The 19,889-nt window shown below is 66.7% G+C and carries 15 protein-coding genes; 12 read left to right on the top strand and 3 right to left on the bottom strand.

Going from position 1 to position 19,889, the window contains the following annotated elements:
* Positions 1-40 precede the first annotated feature (40 nt).
* From AB0333_RS11645 to AB0333_RS11625, 5 genes are all read left to right on the top strand, one after another.
* Entirely contained in the window at positions 41-1,093 is a 1,053-nt protein-coding gene (locus tag AB0333_RS11645) for a glycosyltransferase (RefSeq protein ID WP_366218855.1), read from the top strand.
* A 132-nt stretch (positions 1,094-1,225) separates the two neighbouring features.
* Positions 1,226-2,479, top strand: a complete 1,254-nt coding sequence (locus tag AB0333_RS11640; protein WP_366218833.1) for a nucleotide sugar dehydrogenase — start codon at positions 1,226-1,228, stop codon at positions 2,477-2,479.
* Complete coding sequence (locus tag AB0333_RS11635; RefSeq protein WP_366218832.1) at positions 2,479-3,708, top strand: glycosyltransferase; 1,230 nt, start codon at positions 2,479-2,481, stop codon at positions 3,706-3,708. The genes AB0333_RS11640 and AB0333_RS11635 overlap by 1 nt, the downstream gene beginning before the upstream one ends.
* 6 nt (positions 3,709-3,714) lie before the next feature.
* Positions 3,715-6,249 (top strand): glycosyltransferase, encoded by a 2,535-nt coding sequence (locus AB0333_RS11630; RefSeq protein WP_366218831.1) that lies wholly within the window; start codon positions 3,715-3,717, stop codon positions 6,247-6,249.
* On the top strand, positions 6,246-7,400 hold the full coding sequence (locus tag AB0333_RS11625; protein ID WP_366218830.1) for a class I SAM-dependent methyltransferase: 1,155 nt from the start codon (positions 6,246-6,248) through the stop codon (positions 7,398-7,400). Before AB0333_RS11630 ends, AB0333_RS11625 begins: the two co-directional genes overlap by 4 nt.
* Here the strand turns inward: AB0333_RS11625 and AB0333_RS11620 are convergent.
* A complete protein-coding gene (locus tag AB0333_RS11620; protein WP_366218829.1) occupies positions 7,363-8,994 on the bottom strand; it encodes a hypothetical protein in 1,632 nt (543 codons plus the stop codon). The genes AB0333_RS11625 and AB0333_RS11620 overlap by 38 nt on opposite strands.
* Positions 8,995-9,621: 627 nt before the next feature.
* Between AB0333_RS11620 and AB0333_RS11615 the strand changes: the two genes are divergently transcribed.
* From AB0333_RS11615 to wecC, 7 genes are all read left to right on the top strand, one after another.
* A complete protein-coding gene (locus AB0333_RS11615) occupies positions 9,622-10,230 on the top strand; it encodes a DUF177 domain-containing protein (RefSeq protein ID WP_366218828.1) in 609 nt (202 codons plus the stop codon).
* A 2-nt stretch (positions 10,231-10,232) separates the two neighbouring features.
* Positions 10,233-10,436 carry a 50S ribosomal protein L32 gene (gene rpmF, locus AB0333_RS11610; protein WP_115930987.1) on the top strand — a complete coding sequence of 68 codons (204 nt, stop codon included), beginning with the start codon at positions 10,233-10,235 and terminating at the stop codon, positions 10,434-10,436.
* A 7-nt stretch (positions 10,437-10,443) separates the two neighbouring features.
* Positions 10,444-11,232 carry a ribonuclease III gene (gene rnc, locus AB0333_RS11605; RefSeq protein ID WP_366218827.1) on the top strand — a complete coding sequence of 263 codons (789 nt, stop codon included), beginning with the start codon at positions 10,444-10,446 and terminating at the stop codon, positions 11,230-11,232.
* Positions 11,225-12,178: a bifunctional DNA-formamidopyrimidine glycosylase/DNA-(apurinic or apyrimidinic site) lyase gene (mutM, locus tag AB0333_RS11600; protein WP_366218826.1), complete on the top strand. Its 954-nt coding sequence runs from the start codon at positions 11,225-11,227 to the stop codon at positions 12,176-12,178. Before rnc ends, mutM begins: the two co-directional genes overlap by 8 nt.
* A gap of 171 nt (positions 12,179-12,349) precedes the next feature.
* Positions 12,350-13,504 (top strand): LCP family protein, encoded by a 1,155-nt coding sequence (locus tag AB0333_RS11595; protein ID WP_366218825.1) that lies wholly within the window; start codon positions 12,350-12,352, stop codon positions 13,502-13,504.
* Between the two features lie 3 nt (positions 13,505-13,507).
* The gene (locus AB0333_RS11590; RefSeq protein WP_366218824.1) at positions 13,508-16,528 is read left to right on the top strand and encodes a glycosyltransferase family 4 protein; all 3,021 of its coding nucleotides are present in this window, start codon (positions 13,508-13,510) and stop codon (positions 16,526-16,528) included.
* A gap of 100 nt (positions 16,529-16,628) precedes the next feature.
* Positions 16,629-17,873 (top strand): UDP-N-acetyl-D-mannosamine dehydrogenase, encoded by a 1,245-nt coding sequence (gene wecC, locus AB0333_RS11585; RefSeq protein WP_366218823.1) that lies wholly within the window; start codon positions 16,629-16,631, stop codon positions 17,871-17,873.
* Between the two features lie 14 nt (positions 17,874-17,887).
* Here wecC and AB0333_RS11580 read toward each other — a convergent pair whose 3' ends face one another.
* The gene (locus AB0333_RS11580; RefSeq protein ID WP_366218822.1) at positions 17,888-18,781 is read right to left on the bottom strand and encodes an ATP-binding cassette domain-containing protein; all 894 of its coding nucleotides are present in this window, start codon (positions 18,779-18,781) and stop codon (positions 17,888-17,890) included.
* Entirely contained in the window at positions 18,778-19,671 is an 894-nt protein-coding gene (locus tag AB0333_RS11575; protein ID WP_366218821.1) for an ABC transporter permease, read from the bottom strand. The genes AB0333_RS11580 and AB0333_RS11575 overlap by 4 nt, the downstream gene beginning before the upstream one ends.
* Between the last annotated feature and the right edge of the window lie 218 nt (positions 19,672-19,889).

Genomic DNA, 19,889 nt, shown 5'->3' with positions numbered 1-19,889 from the left:
CCGTGTCTGCCAACGGACGGCAAAGGAAGAGGAGAAGGTCATTCTCAAGTATTATTTCGGGGCCACGCGGTTCAGCATTGTCAGCCCGGACAGCACGTCATGGAGACTCAGCCGCAAGGAGGGCGTCGCCGACGCGCAGAACTACACCGAGCGCCTCTTCTCGGATGAACGTCTGGGCCCTCGAGTACAGATCTTCTGTGAGCTGGCCGCACCGATCTATCAGCAGATGGCCGACCGACACCATTACCGGCACTTCGTCTACTACTCGCCCCAGCTGCCGGACAAGTGGCTGACGGAACTCCAGGCGGCGGCGGAGAAGTACCCAGTACTGGAACTCGTGGCGGTCAACTCTGACCGAGTGGGCAACGTCGCTCGCATGCAGAAGGTCCTGGTAGAGGCCGCTCCCGGTGATGATGCACTGGTCTTCGCCTTCCGTGTGGACGACGACGACCTTCTCTCGGCCGACTACCTGGACCAGGTGGAGCAGTATATGCTCCCGGAACACGACGGATTCGGAGTGTCCCTGGCGGAGGGGTACGTCGGTCTTTTCGAACATGGTGGGTACTCGGTGCTGCGCCATTACAACCAGGCGATGTCCTCGATGGGCCAGGGCGCCATCGGGCGCTGGATCTCCAGCACGGGCACCTTGGAGATCAACGAGATCCGCAATCATCGGCGGACACCGAAGATGCGGACTGTCCTCCTCAACGCTCAGCGTCCCAGCGTGATCCAGACCCGGCACATCCAGCAGGACACAGCCACGGACGATGGCCACATGAACGGCGACCCGGACGTCATCCGCCGGGAGATCCTGACCAAGATGGGGCGGCACGCGGTGGTGGAAGACACCGAACAGTTGTTCACGCAGTTCCCCACGCTGCGCGGTCTGTACACGGCCGCGGAGGACGCCAAAGTCAGCACCGACGCAGAGCAGGCCGCCAGTGATGCCAAGGCGGCCGAGGCTGGCAACGCCGCGGCCGGAGTCGGGCGGGCCTCGGTTGGTCAGTCCGCGACGAGTCGGCTTGCCGTGGCGCGGAGGCGGCTGCGGCGCCGAGTCGGCACGATGGCGCGCCGAATCGGCCTGCGCCGCTGAGCAGCTGGGCGGGGTCCACGGCGTGTTCTGACGACACGGTGCGGATGGTTTTCGGCCGCCGGAGAAGCCCGGTACTCTTGGCAACAGTCGCATAACGGCCCTATGGGGCCGTCCAATTGGAGGAATTGATCTATGAAGCGAACCGCCACGATCGTTGGTCAGGGATATGTGGGACTGCCCTTGGCGCAGGCCGCCGTCGAAGCCGGATGGCAGGTGTATGGCCTGGATGTGACGGCGTCGCTGGTAGAGGCCCTGAACTCCGGGACCTCTCACGTCGACGACCTCTCCGACGCCGACGTCGCAACGATGATTGAGCAGGGTTACCGGGCGACCACTGACGCTGCGGTCGTGGCGGAGTCCGACGTTGTGGTGATCTGCGTGCCCACGCCGCTTAGTGACAGCGGTGGACCCGACCTCAAGGCGGTCCGGCAGTCGTCCACCTCCGTGGGCGCGCACCTGAAGCCCTCCACCGTCGTCATCCTCGAGTCCACGACGTACCCCGGGACCACTGAGGACGTGCTGATCCCCATCCTGGAGTCGCAGAGCGGGCTGACGGCCGGCCAGGACTTCGACGTCGCGTTCTCCCCGGAGCGCATCAATCCCGGTGATCCGGTCTACGGTGTCAAGAACACTCCGAAGCTCGTCGGCGGCATTTCGGACCATTCCACCCAGGCTGCCGTGGGCTTCTACTCGGACTTCGTGGACGAGGTCGTCCCGGTGTCCGGGCCGAAGGAGGCCGAGATGGCCAAGCTGCTGGAGAACACCTTCCGGCACGTGAACATCGCTCTCGTCAATGAGATGTCCAAGTTCGCCCATGATATGGGCATTGACATCTGGGAGGTCATCCGCGGCGCCTCGACCAAGCCCTTCGGCTTCATGGCCTTCACTCCCGGTCCGGGCGTGGGCGGGCACTGCATCCCGATCGATCCGAATTACCTGGCCCACCATGTTCAGAAGGAGCTGGGATACCCCTTCCGCTTCGTGGAGTTGGCCCAGGAGATCAACAACTCCATGCCCGAGTACGTGGTCCATCGCTCCGCCGATATCCTCAACGAGCAGGAGCGCTCGGTCAAGGGGTCCAGAATCCTGGTCCTTGGGGTGACATACAAGCCGGATATCGCGGATCAGCGCGAATCCCCGGCGGTCGCGGTGGCCGAGCGGCTCTTGGCGCGCGGCGCCCAGCTCTCCTACCACGACCCCTACGTGAAGTCCTGGCACCTGGCGGACCGCACCCTCCGGAGCGTGACTGACCTGGACACCGCTCTGGCCGAGGCAGATCTGGTGGTGCTGCTGCAGGCCCACCGTGCCTACGACCTGGCGTCCATCGAAGCCCGGAGTGCGGTCCTGTTCGACACCCGCGGCAAGAGTGAGGGCATCCGGCTCTGATGATGCCGCAGCTCGCTGGTCGAGGTGCCCTGGCGCGGACCGTCCGGTCCGCTCGCGCTCGGACACGGCGGTGGGCCGGAGGCATCACCCCTCTCGTGGAGTTCCGCCGCCGGCAGCGGGTGCGTGTGGGATACGGGCAGACGGAACCGCTGGACTACCGTCCTTCCGGCTCGTTCCTCTTCATCACCAGCAACGGCGCGGGACTGGGACACATCTCCCGGATGCTCGCGGTGGCGACCCGGCTTCCGAGCGACCGTGACCCGGTGATCCTGACCCTGTCCAAGGCCTACACGCAGGTGCAAGGACTCGGCGTGGAAGTCCGCTATTTCCCGTCCGCCGCGGCGACGGACGGCGATGCCGACTCCTGGAACCACGGATTCGGCCGCCACCTGTTCGAGCTGATGAAAGAACTGCGCCCCTCCGTGGTGATGTTCGACGGTACCTGGATCTATCAGCCGGTCACGGATGTGTGCCGCACCCTCGGGATCCACCTCGTCTGGATGCAGCGAGGATGCTGGCGTCCGGAGGTGGACCGGAACTCCCCGCAGCGCCATCTCGCCGCGCGGGTGTGCGATGAGGTGATTGTTCCCGGTGACTACGGGTGCCGCGAAATGGTTGATGTTGGTCCGGGCGTCCCCGTCCACTACGTCAATCCAGTCACCCTCACGGGGCCGGAAGACCTCCTCAGCCGGGAGGAGGCCTGTGCGGACCTGGGATTCGATTCATCCCGCAGGTATGTGTTGATCAGCCTGGGCGGCGGGATCCTGTTCGATGGTGAGAAGGCGGTGGCCGCGGCCCTGGAAGCGGTCCTCTCCCTCGGGCCGGAGTGGGTGCCGGTCATGACGCGGAACCCCCTGGCAGAGGAGGCGGCTGTGGACGAGCGTCTCCAGGTCATGAGCGCCTATCCGTTGGCCCGGTACTACCGGGCCTTCGAATTCGCGGTCACTGCGGCGGGATACAACTCCGTCCAGGAAGCCATTGCTCTCGACCTGCCCTCGATCCTGCTGCCGAACGACCGGACCGTTACGGATGATCAGGTCAGGCGAGCCCTGTCCGTGGACGAGGAGGGCCTGGCCCGCACGGTCCGCTCGGCAGAGGGGCTGCGGGAGGCGATCACCGCGCAGGCGGCCGGTGACGGCAGAGCCGCCGAGGCCCCGCTGCCGGCTGATGGAGGAGCGCAGGCCGCCGAGCTCCTGGCCGACCGGCTGCGAGCGATCGCGGCAATGTAGAAGGACTTGGAGATCAAGGTGATCGGGACGGAACGGGACAGGACGGGACGGGACATGGACGCGCACGGTGCAGGGGCTGACGAGAAGTACCCCGGGCTTCCGCCGGCCTTGACGGCAGTGGTGCACCGCGCCACCCGTGACCGCCTGGACAAGTGGGCCGTGTCTTCGGAGACTGCCGAAATCGGTGAGTTCTACGCGTGGATCGCCTCCGAGGGCACCATGACCTTCGCCGAGGTCCGGGAGCAAGTCCACAAAGGCCGGCTGGACGGGCTCGACCCGGCGAACCTTGTCCGCATGGCGCGGTTGCTGGCGGTCCAGCTCATCGCCCCGCAGCATGACGAATTCGTGGTGGACGTCCTTCAGCTCGTCCTGCGCCACGATCCCCACAACCCGGCGTACCGTCACCACCGCAAGCTGTTGGTCGAGATGCTGTTCGAACAGGGAAGGTTCGCCGAGGTCCGCAAGCTCCTGGGCCGGCATCCGGACCTGGCCTCTGAGTCCTGGGGATACCTGGACGCGGATACTCTCAACCCCTTCGTCACGGGGAATCGGGCGGACCACGCCCAGTGGCTCCAGGCCTTCAACCGACCGTTCACCAGCTTCGGCCTGGGGCCGGTCACCGTGGACCCGGACGCCGCCAAGCCCTTCGACACGCTCTCCGCGGTTCCGGAATCCGAGGTGCGCCATGGCGGGCCCCTGGTCTCCGTGATCGTCACGACGTACAACCCCGACCCGGCAGAGATCGTCACCGCCGTGCAGTCGATCCTCAAGCAGACCTGGCGAAACCTCGAGGTCCTGCTCGTGGATGACTGCTCGAGTCAATCCGACCCGGTGATACTGGACGAACTGGCCGCCTCTGATGACCGGATTCGCCTCATCCGTCTCGACCCCAATGGGGGTACCTACCGGGCCCGCAATGAGGGCATCAAGGCGGCTCGTGGTGAATTCATCACCGGCCAGGACACGGACGACTGGTCCCACCCGGAACGGATCGCCCTCCAGGTCGACCGTCTTCGCGACCGCGAGGACGTCGCCGGGGTGATGACCCGGGCCACCCGCATGGACGACACCTTGGTGCGGGTGTCTCGCGGTCTGGTTCCGGTGCGCCGTTGTGAGGTCAGTTTCATGATGCGTCGCGAGGACGCCATCGGGGTCGGCGGCTACCTGCCGGTGCGCAAGGCGGGGGACTCGGAGTTCCGTGAGCGGCTCGAGCGGTGGACGGGGAAGCCCACGGACGTCCTGGACGAGCCCCTGTACATGATCAGGCTGTCCCTCGGGTCCCTGTCCCGATCTGACTTCCGCGTCGGCTGGAACCATCCGATGCGCACCGGCTTCCGCAATGCCTACCGGCGCTGGCACCAGACGGTGGAACCCGCTGAGCTTGCCTTGGACAACCTGGGCGACGAGGACCGTTTCCCGTTCGCCATCGCCCCGAACATGCGGGGAAAGGAATATGAACCGCAGCGTGTTGATGTCTGCTTCGTGGCCGACTGGCGCGGGAATTCTCCGCAGGTCGGTGAGGTCTTGGAAGAGATCCGTGCCTGCCGGGACGGCGGCCTCAGCGTCGCCGTCCTCCAGATGGAATCTCCCTACGGGTCGAACCAGTTCGGCACCCCGATCCTCCCCGAGGTGCAGGAACTCATCAATGATGGGTCCGTGCTGCAGATGTACCCCCACGGGCCGGACACCGCACGGAACATCATCGTCCGGGACCCGGCAACAGTCCACCTGGGCCGCCGGGCGTCGCTCGGACTGGCTCCAGACCGGCTGTTGATCGTCGCGGACGCGGAGGAGATGTCCATCCGCGACCGCGACTGGACCTTCGACCCGGCGTGGACACAGTCGATGGCCGCGGACATCTTCGACTGTCAGGCCGAGTGGGTGCTGACCGCAGCCGACGCCTCGTCCGAAAAAGCCGCCGGCACCGATTTCCCCGTGCCCGTCGCCGATTGGGCCTACCCCGTGGTGCTGTCGGCCGGCTGGACCGCGCGTCCGCCGGCGCCGGTACGGACCGAAGGAGTCGTCCTCGCCCGCCGGGTGGGCACGGACTCCGGGGACTGGCCGGCGAACGAGGAGCAGATTGAAGCTGCCTACCCCACGGATGGATCGGGGGAGTACCGGTGGCTGGGGGATGCTGACGTGCTCCTGGACCGCGTGGGACGGAGAACCCTCCCGGCCTCCTGGGTGTGCTTCGGCGACGGCGAGATCGACCCCCTGATCTTCTGGCGCTCGGCGGACTTCTGCCTGCAGTTCGGCGGAGACTCGGCGACGGGGCACCCCCGGCGTGATGTCCTCGAAGCCCTCGCGGCCGGCGTCGTGGTGGTGGGCGATGTAGGCCACCAACGGGCCTACGGTGACTTCGTGGTCGAAGTCCGGCCAGCGGATGCGGCTGAGACCGTCCGGACGCTGGCGGAGAACCCCGAGGAGTACCGCCGTCTGGCCCTAGCAGGACAGAAGCACGTTCGGGCGAGGTACGGCGGCCAGTCATTGGTCCGAACCCTGCAAGACAACAACGGCGATGAGGATGGGACGAGAACATGAGGATCACTGCCCGGAGGATTTTGCCGGTCATCCTGGGGGTCGTCGCGGCTTTCCTGCTGGCCCTGGTGCTGACCGTGGCGGGCTATGCCGGTGCCGAGGTGGTGACGGCGGGAGCATTCTGGACCACCCTGGCGACCCTGATGCTGCTCATGCTGGTGTTGGCGGCGATACTGGCCGTTCTGGCACTGTCCCTGGTGCGCCTGGTGCTGCGTTCCGCCAAGGTGCGGAAGTGGCTACGTCGGCAGATCGACCGTTTCCTCGACTACGTGGAGAAGGATTCCCAGCGCCGTCAGGCGGCGAAGGCTCAAGTTCTCTCGGCCCGGCGCCAGGAGACGACGACGCGGGAACGTCTCGAGGCCGCGGAGCGCCGCCTGCTGGCCACCATGGATACCTTCCGCTTCGGCCATGAAGACCGGCTGGCAGCCCTGGAAGAGCGACTGGAAGCCGTGGATGAGCACATGGAACGGCAGGCCTCTAAGGCCGAACGCCAGCGTTCTGATGGCGTCCGGCATACGACGACGACCTCAAGGGAGACCGTGCGGCAGGTCGAGTCCCTGATGCAGCTGTCGGCGCGGGTCGACTCCTCGCACCACCGTCTGCCGCTCTCGGGAGGCTTCGCCATGAACGCCGAGGGGCTGCTCTGGTTGACCGACCTGCTCCAGGATCACCAGCCCCGGAAGGTCCTTGAGGTGGGCAGCGGCGCGTCGACCTCCTGGATGGGAGAGTTCGTCCGCCGCCACGGCGGGAAGATCGTGTCCGTGGACCATCTGGAGGAATACGCGGCCCAGACACGCCATGTGGTCGAGGCCCGTGGCCTCGGGGACACCATCGAGGTCCGCCTGTCTCCACTGCAACCCGTCGACATCAAGGACCGGACCTTTCAGTGGTACGGACTGGAGGCCTTCCATGACCTCCGGGACATCGATCTGCTCGTCGTGGACGGGCCGCCCAAGTCCACGGGCGAGAACGCCCGGTTCCCCGCGCTGCCCGTGCTTCTTGACCGCCTCGCGCCGGGCTGCCTCGTCGTGATGGACGACTACAACCGGCCCGATGAGCGGGCGATCGTGGAGGACTGGCTAGAGCAGTTCCCGCAGTTTGAGCCCGTCGAGACGTTCAACGAGCGGATCGGGATGATCCGACGAGTCGGCTGATCTTCCGCACGGCCCGGCGCACCAGGCTTGGTTTGGGCCGGACCTGGGTCGGAGCCGCCTGGACTGAAGCCGCCTGGGCCGCCGTGGCCGGAACTGCCGCTGCTGTGGTGCCCTCGGGGGCGGCGGAAGGTTCCATTCCGGCGGGCTCGTGCTCAGCGACGAAGCGCTTCAACGCCTGCTTGTCCACGCGGTCCTCCAGGAGCGGCCCGGCCAGGGCCTCGACGATTCCCCGGGCGTTGAACGGCAGCTGAACACGGTGGGCGAGGTCCACCTCCTGGATCCGCAGGGTGGCCCAGCGGCCCAGTCTGCCCTCCACGTAGAACAAGTCGTGCCAGTCGAAGGGTCCGGGGTACTCCGTGTCCAGACCTGCGTAGTCGACGTACCGTTCGAATGCCGACCTGACGAGCGGATGCTCATGGAAGGGCGACGAATTGTAGAGGTAGGACAGTCGTTCCACATCAGGCTGACCGGATCGCTTCTTATAGAATCCCGTGCCGACCTCGGCCACCATGGACTGCAGTTGGACGGTGTCAACGGGCAGCTGTTCCGCGTAGGCGACTGAGACGCGTCGAAACTGCCGGGAATACCGGAGGCTCCGCTCGTAGGACCGGCCGTAGTCTGTGCCTGCGGTCGTGGACAGTGCCTTCAGGACATTCGGGCTGAGGTCGATGACCTGGTGGCGCAGGCCGTAGAGCTCGGCCAGCTTCACCGCCGCCTCAAGATCGGCAGCCATTCCGGCGTGCGGATTGCTCACATCGATGTAGGTCCACGTGACGGCTGTGTCGGTGTTGAGATACGGGGCCGTCGCGGCCAGGGTGGAGCGCGAGTCCGTCCCGCCGGTCAGCGAGATGCCGATCTGGTCCGTCGAGGCGCAGATCAGCCGGACGTGACGGATGAACAGATCGCGAAAGGCCTCATAAGCCTTCTCGGAATCTCTGATGGCCGTGGTTTCCGGGAACGGGTAGTAGCGACGGTGCTGGGGCGTGGAGCCAGCCTTCAGGTGCAAGGCGTGATTCGGCAGGACGGGCAGGACACCTATGAAGGGAGTCTCCACGCCTGGCCAGTAGATAGTTCCCTTGGCGCCATGGTCCCGAGGGCTTGCCATGAGCTCCCGGTACGGTGTGTTCAACTCGGCGCCGGTGGCCTCGGCCAGCAGGTGAGAGTAATTGGAGAACGTGGTCCCGCGTTCATCGTGGTGCCAGAACACGGCCTGGGTGGCCGCGAAGTCTGTGATCAACACGGTCTCGGTACCGTCATAAAGCATGGCCGTCCACCGGCCACCGAGATAAGCCACGCGGCGCAGTGCCTGCTGTAGGCCCTCAGCCTCCAGCAGGTGGCCGATGGTGGATACAACGATCTCCGGGTCGACGATGTCGTCGGTGAGATCGATCGGCTCGCCGATGACGGCGGCGCGGACCTGATTCCCCTCGTGGACCGCCCATGTGGTCTTGGGGTGCAGCCGGACCGTGAGGTTCCCGAACGCTTCCGCCCGCCAGCCGGCGAGGTCAGATACCTCCACGGCGTGATCGGCGGCGAGGTACCCGTAGTTGAAGGCGTGGTCGATCGGGGTCTGCTCGTCAACACTGGAAGTCATGCACCGAGCGTAATCCACGACTCTGTCTGCGCAGTACACCCGGGTCTAGTTGCCTCATGTCAAGATGCCAGCTTGTATTGATTCGTTGACTCATCCGTTTTCGCCCGCGTGCGGGGTGGGCGGCTGAGCCTGGTCTTGGATGTCGAAGACATGGTGTTGCTGGTGTCGGTCCGGCACGGGCCCGCGCTATTTTTGGCGAGGGTGACGAGCCGGTCCTGGAGGGCGGCAGGATCTCGATCTCCGTTGGGGTGTCGTAGCGGCAGTAGCCAGCGCACCGTCTGATCCAGGCCCCGTTTTTCTATTCGACGTAGGATCGCGGTCAGTGCCCAGATCTGCTGCTCTGAATAGCGGTAGAGCGGTCCACGTAGCTTGGGTGTCGCCGGCACGCCGGCCAATTCCCGGCGAATGGCATTGCGGGCGTGGTCGCTCCACGCGGGCAATGTTGAATGAGGCAATGAACCGCCCCGCGCGGGCATTCAGCCTGAGTCAACTCGCGGGTTTGGACTCGCCGGGATCGCGGGTTACACTGGTGAGTCGGTCCTTAAGGGATCTACCCTGCCCGGATGTCGGAGCGTGGCTCACGCCGCTCGAGGAATCCGCACCGCCACCGATTCGGAAGGAATGCTGATGTCCGCGTCATCGTCACCCTCCGCTGCGGAAACGGCCGGTGCCTGGGTGATCTCCGTCAAGGACCTGGTGCGCAGCCCGGGGTCCATGAGGACCCTGGAGGAGCAGTGGCCAGCCCCCGAGGCACTGTCCACTCCGCTCATCGGCATCCCGGCTGGTTCAGCCGTGGACGTCGACCTGCGTCTGGAGTCGGTCCACGAAGGCATCCTGATCACCGGTGAGGCTCACGCCGAACTGGTGGGAGAGTGCAGTCGTTGCCTGGACCCGATCCAGGAAGGGATCACTGTTGACCTGCAGGAGCTGTTCCACGCGTCCGCCCCGGAGGGTGGGAGTGACGAAGAGCGCCTGGTGGTGTACGAGACGGTGGATCTGGAGCCAGTCCTCCGGGACGCCGTGGTCACGGCCTTGCCTTTCCAGCCGGTCTGCCGGCCGGGATGTCTGGGTCTGTGCTCCGAGTGCGGCATCCGACTGGAGGACGCACCGGACGATCACGTCCATGAACAGCTGGATCCGCGCTGGGCGGCCTTGGCCGAACTGACGAAGACCTCCGAGTCCGGCACTGCCGGGCCGGAGACGAAGACCTCATCCGACGAGACAGAAGAGAGATAGCCGTGGCAGTTCCGAAGCGGAAGATGTCCCGTTCCAACACCCGTGCCCGCCGCTCCCAGTGGAAGGCCACCGTGCCCCCGCTGGTGAAGTCCGTGGAAAACGGCCGCGTCACCTACCGCCTGCCGCACCAGGCCCAGGTCGTGACCGATTCCGCCGGTACGCCGTTGTTCATGGAATACAAGGGCCGCAAGGTCGCCGACGCCTGAGGTGCCCATGGCGCCACGGAAGTCGGTACAGGCGTCCGGACAGCAGTCCGGGCGGCGCCGGCCGGCCCAGCTGGACCGGCCGATAACTGAAGACCTGCTCAAGCGTCTCGGGGTCGTCATCGGCCCCGAGACGCTTGTGCTCGCCCTGACGCACCGCTCCTACTCCTATGAGCAGGGCGGGTTGCCGACCAACGAGCGCCTCGAGTTCCTCGGCGACTCGGTGCTCGGTTTCGTGGTGACTGACCACCTCTACCGCACCTATTCGGATCTCGCCGAGGGTGATCTAGCGAAGATGCGCGCCGCCGTCGTCTCCACCCGCGCCCTCGCCTCCGTGGCCCGCACCGTCGGCGTCGGCCCAGCCGTGCTGCTCGGAGAGGGCGAACGGCGAACCCGCGGTGCGGACAAGGACTCCATCCTGGCCGACACCATGGAAGCGCTCATCGGCGCCACCTACATGGACCAGGGGCTGCCCGCCGCCCATGACCTCGTCCACCGGCTGGTCATCCCGCTGCTCGCGGACAAGCTCGCCATGGGTGCCGGGACCGATTGGAAGACCTACATCCAGGAGGCCGCTGCGAACGGTGGCCTCGGTCCCATCGAGTACCGGATGGAATCCGCTGGCCCGGACCATGACAAGGTGTTCACCGCCACCCTGGTGGTGGGCGGCACGCCCTACGCCACCGGTACCGGGCCCTCCAAGAAGGAGGCCGAACGCCAGGCCGCGGCCCATTCCTGGGACCGGATCTCGGCTGCCCATGTGGCCGCCGCAGGTACCGAGGCAGCCGCCGGTGCCTGAACTGCCCGAGGTGGAGGTTGTCCGCCGGGGGCTCGCGACCTGGGCGGCCGGACGTTCGGTCTCCGGTGTCGAGGTGGTGGAGCCGCGCTCCACCCGCCGGCACGACGGCGGCGCGGTCGCCTTCGAATCCCAGCTGACCGGACTGCGGCTGGCGGCACCCGAACGGCGCGGCAAATACCTGTGGGTTCCGCTGGTGGCCGCCGGTTCGCCGCCTGATCGGGCGCTCGTGACACATCTGGGCATGAGCGGTCAGCTACTCGTGAACGCTCCGGGTGATCCGGACCCGAGACACCTGCGCATCCGGATCCTGCTCGAGGGGGAGGGCGAGAGCTTGGGCGAGGGTGAGCGTGAAGGCGATGACCGCGAGGCCGCGCTGGAACTGCGTTTCGCGGACCAGCGTATCTTCGGCGGGCTGTTCATCGATGTCCTGGTGCCGGCGTCGGACCGTCCGGACCAGCTGGTGCCGGCCTCGGTGACCCATATCGCCCGCGACCCCCTGGACCCCCACTTCGATCCGGACACCGTGTATCAGCGGTTCCGCCGCCGCAGGACAGGCCTCAAGCGAGCGCTGCTGGACCAGGGCCTCATCTCCGGTATCGGTAACATCTATGCGGATGAGGCCCTGTGGCAGGCGCGTCTGCACTATGCCCGCCCCACCGAGACGTTGAACCGCGGCGAATCGGCGCGGCTGCTGGACGCGGTATGTGCCGTAATGGAGAAGGCCCTGGCCCAGGGCGGCACCAGCTTCGACGCGCTGTACGTCAATGTCAACGGGGAGTCCGGGTACTTCGACCGTTCGCTCAATGTCTACGGCCAGGCCGGCCGGCCCTGCGCGCGCTGTGCTGGCGAGGGGCATCAGAGCCTGATCGTCAAGGACCGGTTCATGAACCGGTCCTCGGCCTACTGCCCGCGATGCCAGCCCGTTCCGCGCCGCGCCCGCTGGTAGCGTCCGGGACGGCAGGATCAGCCGCAGCCCGGTTGCGGTCTAAGATGATGTGGAACTGTGACGTGTCGATGGGAACCCCTTTTGTCTCACACTGAGAACAACGATTATTTGCCGCGCCGCTCAAGCGGTCGGGCACGGCGGCGGCGCCATACCGTCCGCAACGCCTTCATCGTGGTTGCCGCACTGCTGGTGGTCGTCCTCGTGTCCGTCGGAGTCTATGTGGGCTCCATCGCCTCGGCCTTCAACGATCAGCGCCAGACGGTGGACGCCGGCATCGCCACCTCGGAGGCCACCACAGACGGCGCCCTGAACGTGCTGGTCATGGGATCGGACTCCCGCGGTGAGGGCATGGACACCGCCGAGAACAAGGGCGAGGAGGGCGAACGCTCGGACACCCTCATGCTCGTGCACATCCCCGAGGACCGGCAGGACGTCTACGTCATGTCGATCGTGCGTGACCTGTGGGTGGAGATCCCCGGCCACGGCGAACGCAAGGTCAATGCCGCGCTCGGACTCGGCGGCTACCCGCTGGTGACCTCGACGGTGGAGAACCTGCTGGGCGTGAACATCGATCACCTGGCCGTGATCGACTTCGAGGGTTTCAACGGGCTGACCAGCGCGCTCGGCGGTGTCCGGGTCTGCAACCCGCAATCCTTCTCCTCGGGACAGGTCAATCCGTCCTTCTTCGCCCAGGGCGAGATTCTGTTGGAGGGCTCCGATGCCCTGCGCTATGTCCGGGAGCGGAAAGCCTTCCTGGGTGGTGACTTCGAGCGGGTAGCCAACCAGCAGCGCTTCGTCTCGGCGATGGTGGACCAGATCCTCACGGTGGACACGCTGGCCAACCCCCAGAAGTTAATGGGCGTCGTCAACAGCATCGTGCCCTTCATCACGGTGGACGACGGGTTGGACGCGGCGACGATCGCCGGCTACGGCCTCCAGCTCAACGGCATCCGCACCGACGACATCGAGACCTTCACGATTCCCCACGGCGATCCGGCCGAGGGTCCCGGTGGAGCCTCGATCGTCCTCCAGGACGAGATGGCCACCGCTGAATTGTCCCAGGCTCTTCAGTCAGATCAGCTGGACGGGTACCTGTCGGAGGATCAGGACGGCGCCGAGTCGTCGCCCGCGTCAGCCTCGGCAGATGCCTCGGCGGCCGCCTCGTCCGGGACGGAGTCGGAGTCTGCGTCCGCCCCGGGCGCGAGTGATCAGGGCCCGTCCTCAGACGCGGCATCCGAAGCCGCCTCGGATGCCGCCTCCAGCTCGGCACCGGTGAGTCCGACGGCGGCCCCCGCAGCGCGGGCGCAGCCCTGCGCGGGGACCTGAGCCGTGCGTATCCAGCTGATCACGCACTCCTACCTTCCGGAACGCACCCCGCCCCAGCGACGGTGGACCGCCTTCGCGGAGGCTTTCCGCCGCCGCGGATGGGATGTGGACATCGTGGCTCCTCCCGGGGACCCCGCCCATATCCCCGGCGCGGATGCGTACCACGGGGGGCGGCTCATGGACCGTGCGGACGTCGGCGTCGGCCCATGGGGAGAGCGCGTCGTGCACACGTTGCGGATAGCGTTGCTGGGGGCCACCCGCGAAGGTCGCTTCCTGGGGTCCGTCGTCCATGCCGTCGTTGCCATTCCACGGTCATTCCTGGTGGAGCGGCCGGACGTTCTGGTGGTCACGGTGCCGGCCCTGCCGACCGTCGTCGCCGGCTGGGTCCTATCCCGGTGCCGACGGGTGCCTTTGATCGTGGAGATGCGCGATGCCTGGCCCGATCTGGCCCGCGAAGCCGAGGTGTCCATCGGACTGCTCAGTCGCCTGATGGATCGACTGGTCACCGGTACGCAGCGGTCAGCCGACCTGGTGGTAACGGTGACCGAGGGATTTGCCGAGCGATTGGCACAGCGTGGCATCGGCCCGGTGGCGGTGGTCAGCAACGGGGTACCCCTGGACGAGATCGAGCCGGCTGCGGTGCGGCATCGGCCACCACGAGAACTGCACGTCCTGTACGTGGGCAACCATGGGGAAAGCCAGGGGCTGGAGACGACCATCCGGGCAGCCGCTCTTCTGCAGAACGGGACGGAGAGGATCACCGTCCGCCTCGTGGGATCGGGCACCCGTAAGGATGAGCTGTGGGCCCTGAACGAATCTCTGGGGCGTCCTGTGGAGATGCTGGACTCCGTGCACGGCCCCGGACTGCGGTCCCAGTACGACTGGGCGGACACCTGCTTGGTCACACTGCGCCCGGATTGGCCCAGTTTCGCCTGGACCGTTCCGTCCAAGACCTACGAACTGCTCGCGGTCGGCAAGCACATCACCGGAGTGGTCACCGGTGAAGCAGCACAGATACTGAGCGACTCCGGAGCCGCGGACCTGGTCGATCACGATGCGGAGGCCCTGGCCGCGCTGTGGACGCGGCTGGCCCGCGACCCCGCGTCGACCACCACGGACGGGCGGGGGCGCGACTGGGTGACAGACCGGGCGAACCTGCCGGTACTGGGCCAACGCTTCGTCGATCTGGCCGCCGAGGTGGCCGGTGCGCGCTGGGAATCAGGGGCACCTGACCGGGGCCGGGCTCGGCAACTCGTCGCCAACCTGTCCCTGACCTGGGTTACCGTGTGGGAGCATGTACGCGATGATCCCGCGGTGATGGCACTGCAGATCACCCGCAGGCTTCCGCCGGCTGTGCGCCGTGCCGTGGCCGGTGCGGCCGCCCGCCTGGACAGTGGGCCGCTCCAAGTGGTGGGTGCTCTCGGTCTAGCGGCAGCGGGCCGGGACGATAAACTCAGGAGTCGGGCCGCTGCGGCGGCGGAGCGGGGCGAGGGTAACGGCATACTGCTGCGCTATGCGGACACGCTGATCGGCACGGGCGACGTTCCTGCTGCACGTGAGATCCTGGACCGGGCACGGCCCGGATCAGCCGGGCACCGCTCCGTGACGGCGCGTCTGGCCTGGCATGAGGGACACCTGAGCGAGGCGATCGGAGTCCTGCCTCGCGCTGGCCGGGGAAGCCGGCAGCGCGCCCGGTTCGTATCGGAACGCAACCGCATCACCACGACCCGGCCCCGGCTGGACCCGGTGCCGGGATACGTCCCGCACGAACGCTCGGTCCTGCACGTCCTGGACAACTCTCTTCCGCACACCGGTGCCGGGTACGCCCAGCGCAGCCACTCCATCTTGATGTCCTTGCGAGATGAAGGGTGGGACGTCGCCGCCGTGACCCGGCTGGGATGGCCTGTCCAGGTGGGCGTGGTGCACGCTGCCGTCCAGGACACGGTGGAGGGCATCGACTACCATCGCCTGCTGCCGTCACGCCCGGCCTCCGGGCTGGATCAACGCCTCCAACAGCATGCCGAGCTGTTGCTCCGTCTGGTGCTTCGACTGCGGCCTGAGCTGCTGCACACGACCACGGACTTCACCAACGGCCTCGTGGTGCGCGCCGTGGCCGAGGCCGTCGGCATTCCGTGGGTCTACGAGGTGCGGGGCCAGCGGGCTGACAGCTGGGCCTCCACGCGTGGCCCTGAGTCTGGGGGCTCCGAGTATTACCGGGCCTTCACCGCACGCGAGTCCGAGACCGCGCGCGCGGCCGACGCCGTCGTCACCCTGGGGCGGGGGATGCGTGAGAACCTGGTGGCACAAGGCGTGGCAGCGGACGGGATCGTTCTGTCCCCGAACGCCATCGGAGGCTCATTCCTCGCCGATCCGATGAGTCGCACCGAGGCGAGGTCTCGGCTGGGACTCGAATCGGACCTGGAATACGTCGGCTCGGTCAGTTCCATCGTTCCCTATGAGGGTCTCGATGTCCTGGTCCGGGCGGTCGCCGCCCTGGCACCGTCTCGCCCCCGACTGCGCCTGTTGCTGGTCGGGGACGGCACGGCCCTGCCGGGAGTGCTGGACCTAGCCGATGTGCTCGGGATCAAGGAACGTGTCATCGCCACCGGGCGCGTCGACCGGAGCCTGGCGCCCACCTACCACCAGGCCTTGGACGTGTTCGTGGTCCCGCGCCGGGACATCGAGGTGACCCGAGCCGTCACGCCGATGAAATCGGTCGAGGCCTCGGCCTCGGCCCGCCCGGTGGTGGCATCGGACTTGCCGGCCCTGGCTGAGCTGGTCCAGGACGGACGCACCGGAATGCTCGTCCCGGCCGAGGACCCGACCGCGCTGGCCGCGGCCCTGCGCCAACTCTTGGAGGATCCGGAGTTGGCCCGGACGATGGGCCGTGCCGGTCGGAACTGGGCGCTGGGTGAGCGCACCTGGCAAGCCAATGGCCGCCGCTATACGCAGCTGTACCGCTCGCTGCTGCACAGTTCGGCGCATCCGGCGAGCTCGGCACCCGGCCCGGCAGGACCGGCCTGAACTATGCTCGATCAGGCACCATTCCCACTGATCAGCGGGCAGCCGACTCTCCTGCCGCGGTCACGGCCGTGTGCAACCACTTCGAAGGGACCATCCATTCATGACTGAGATCTCCACCGTTGCCGTGATCGGCTTGGGCTACATCGGACTTCCGACGGCCGCCGTGCTGGCCCGCAGCGGTATCCGGGTCCACGGGGTGGACGTCAACCAGGGGACCGTCGAGGCGGTGAACGCAGGTCGCGTCCCGTTCGTGGAACCAGAGTTGGGCGACGTGGTGGCCGGGGCGGTGTCCCGGGGGACGCTCTCAGCGTCCACAGAGGTCGCCGCCGCGGAAGCGTTCATCATCGCGGTGCCGACCCCCTTCGCCGATGATCACCGGGCTGACCTGAGCTACATCGAGGCGGCGGCACGCAGCATCGCGCCACGCCTCGAAGGGACCGAGCTGGTCATCCTGGAGTCCACCTCTCCTCCCGGCACCACGGAGCGGGTGGCCGAGGTCATCCACGGGGAGCGGCCGGATCTGGTCGCAACGGGGACCCTGATGTTCGCCCACTGCCCCGAGCGCGTGCTGCCAGGGAAGATCATGCGCGAGCTGGTCACCAACGACCGGATCATCGGCGGCTCCACTCCCGAGGCCGCCACTGCTGCGCAGCGCCTGTACCAGCGCTTCTGCGAGGGCGAGTTCCTCCTGACCGACTCGCGCACCGCCGAGCTCGCCAAACTCGTGGAGAATTCCTTCCGCGATGTGAATATCGCCTTCGCCAATGAGCTGTCCATGATCTGCACCGAGCTCGGCATCGACGTCTGGGAGCTCATCGAGCTCGCCAATCACCACCCCCGGGTCAACATCCTGCAACCCGGTCCGGGCGTCGGTGGGCACTGCATCGCCGTTGACCCCTGGTTCATCGTCTCGGCGGCTCCGCAGTCCGCGCGCATGATCCGGGCCGCCCGCGAGATCAACGACGCCAAGCCGGAATGGGTGGTCCGCCAGGTCAAGGCCGAGTCCTATGACGTCCAGCGGGAAACGGGACAGTCCCCGGTGATCGCCGCACTGGGCCTGGCCTTCAAACCGAACATCGACGACCTCAGGGAATCGCCCGCCGTCACCATCACCCGTCGGATGGCCGAAGAATTCCCGGACAGCCGCATCCTGGCGGTCGAACCCCATGTGGATGTGCTGCCGGCCGAGCTCGCGGACCGGGCGAACATCGACTTGGTCACCGCCGCCGAGGCCATCGAGCAGGCGGACATCGTCGTGTTGCTGGTGGACCACCGGACCTTCAGCGGACTGCGGAGCGAGGTCGCAGGGCTCCGAGTGGTGGACACCCGAGGTCAGTGGCGCTGAGCGGCTGAGGCGGCTCAGCGCCAGGCGATGGTCAGCGGTGCCAGGCTGGCCTGCAGGGACCGCCGGTGCGCGGCAGCCTTTTTGTAGTTCTTCTCGGACTTGAGCTTTGTGTACTTGCGGTAGTGGGCCGTCACCGTGTCCGGTTCTCCGTCCATGATGAGTTCACCTTGCTCGATCCAGATCACTCGGGTGCACATATTCTTGATGGTGCCGAGAGAGTGGCTCACCAGGAAGACGCAGCCGGCCTGCTGACGCAACTCGTCGATGCGGGCCTGGGTGCGGCTCCGGAACTGCGCATCGCCGGTGTTGAGCGCCTCGTCGATGATGAGGATCTCCGGGTCGATGCTGGTGGCGATGGCGAATTGCAGCCGGGAGGCCATGCCGGAGGAATAGGACTTCAGCGGGAGGTGGAGCTTGCCCTTCAGGCCACAGAGCTCGACGATGGACGGACGCTTGGCTTCGACCTGTGCCGGCGTCATCCCCATGGCCAGGCATCCCAGGGTGATGTTGTCATCACCGGAGACGGTCCTGACGAGGGCTGCGTTCACGCCCAGCATGATGGGCGTGGACGTGGCGTGGATGATGCCAGTCGTGGGGCGCAGCCGGCCGGTGATGAGGTTCATCAGGGAGGACTTGCCGGAGCCATTGGTCCCGACGATGCCCACGGACTCACCCTGGCGGACTACCAGGGACAGGGGCTTCAGGGCCTCAACGCTGGTGGTCCTCATGCGCTGCACGCGCCCGGTCCACCTCATGCCTGTCGACTCGTCGCTGGGCGGCCGCGTCCGGACGGTATAGGTCAGCCCGGCGCGGTCGATGACCACGAGTGGATCTCTCAGGATGACCGGGGCTCCTGCGGACGTGGCGGCAGTCTCCTGCGCTGTGGTGGTGTCTGGAGTTTCACTCATTGCTCACGCCCATATGATTCCTCTGCCTGCCAGAATACGAGACCGCCGATCACCAGTGCGCCCAGGGCCCAGGCCCCCAGCACGAGCCACCGTGCCGGATCGCCCATTCCACCGTAGAGCAGGATGTCCCGGACGATGTCGAGGACGCAGAACATGGGGTTCGCGTTCATGAGAGCGGTGAGGGGCTCATTGCCCGCGAATCGATCAGCGCTGAAGAACACGCACGACAGATACAGCCAGGCCCTCGTGCCGAAGGCGATGAGGTGGGTCACGTCGTTCCAGCGAGCCACGAGCCGTGCCAGGAACAGGCCGAGGCCTAGGTTCATGATGAAGTTCAGGGCCAGGGCCGGCACAAAGAGCAACCAGGCCCAGGTGATCGGCTCTGACGGCGGGATGGCCAGAACCAGGACGAACATCATCAGGAACGTCGGGATATTGCTGATCAGCTCACGGACGTTGGTGGCGACGGCCAGGGTGGCCCGGGGGAAGCTGAAGGCACGGATGACCGGGCGGTTGCCCACGATGGCCTTCGAACCGGCGGTGACGGACGAGGTGGTGTACCTGAACATGAACACCCCGATGATGAGGTAGCCCAGGAAGTTCTCGATGCCACGGCCGGTGCCCAGAAGGACACCGAAGACGAGGAAATAGGTCGCGCCGTTCAGGATCGGGTTGAGCAGCATCCACAGCCGGCCCAAAGCGTCGTTGGCGGCCGAGCCGGCCACGCGGGCCCGGGCATCGAAGAGAATGAAGTGCCGGTAACTCCACATCTGGCCGATGTACCGGAAGATATTGGGGCGGGCACCGACGCGGACGAAGGGGCGCTTGTCGATGAGGACGACATCGGAATCGGTCCCAGCGGGCGCCGAATCGGAGTCCTGCACGGACATGAATGGTGCCTTTCGACTCAGGACATGACGCGGCGGTCGCCGCGCTGTAGCCGCCGGACCGGAATCGGACCTGTGCGGTGACCGATCCATGATACCCGAAGCCTGTGATCCGACGAGAGCCTCGCGTACCCGGCGGCAGGCCGCCACGGAGGCGCGAACTGCACCTCATAGTATGGCGCTGACATGATTTCCTGTGCGTTCAACCCGCCGAAGTGAGG

Origin of the sequence: Citricoccus sp. NPDC079358, assembly GCF_040702545.1 — a bacterium.
GTDB lineage: Bacteria > Actinomycetota > Actinomycetes > Actinomycetales > Micrococcaceae > Citricoccus.
The sequence above is the reverse complement of the archived record's forward strand: the minus strand, read 5'-3'. Positions and strand labels throughout refer to the sequence as shown.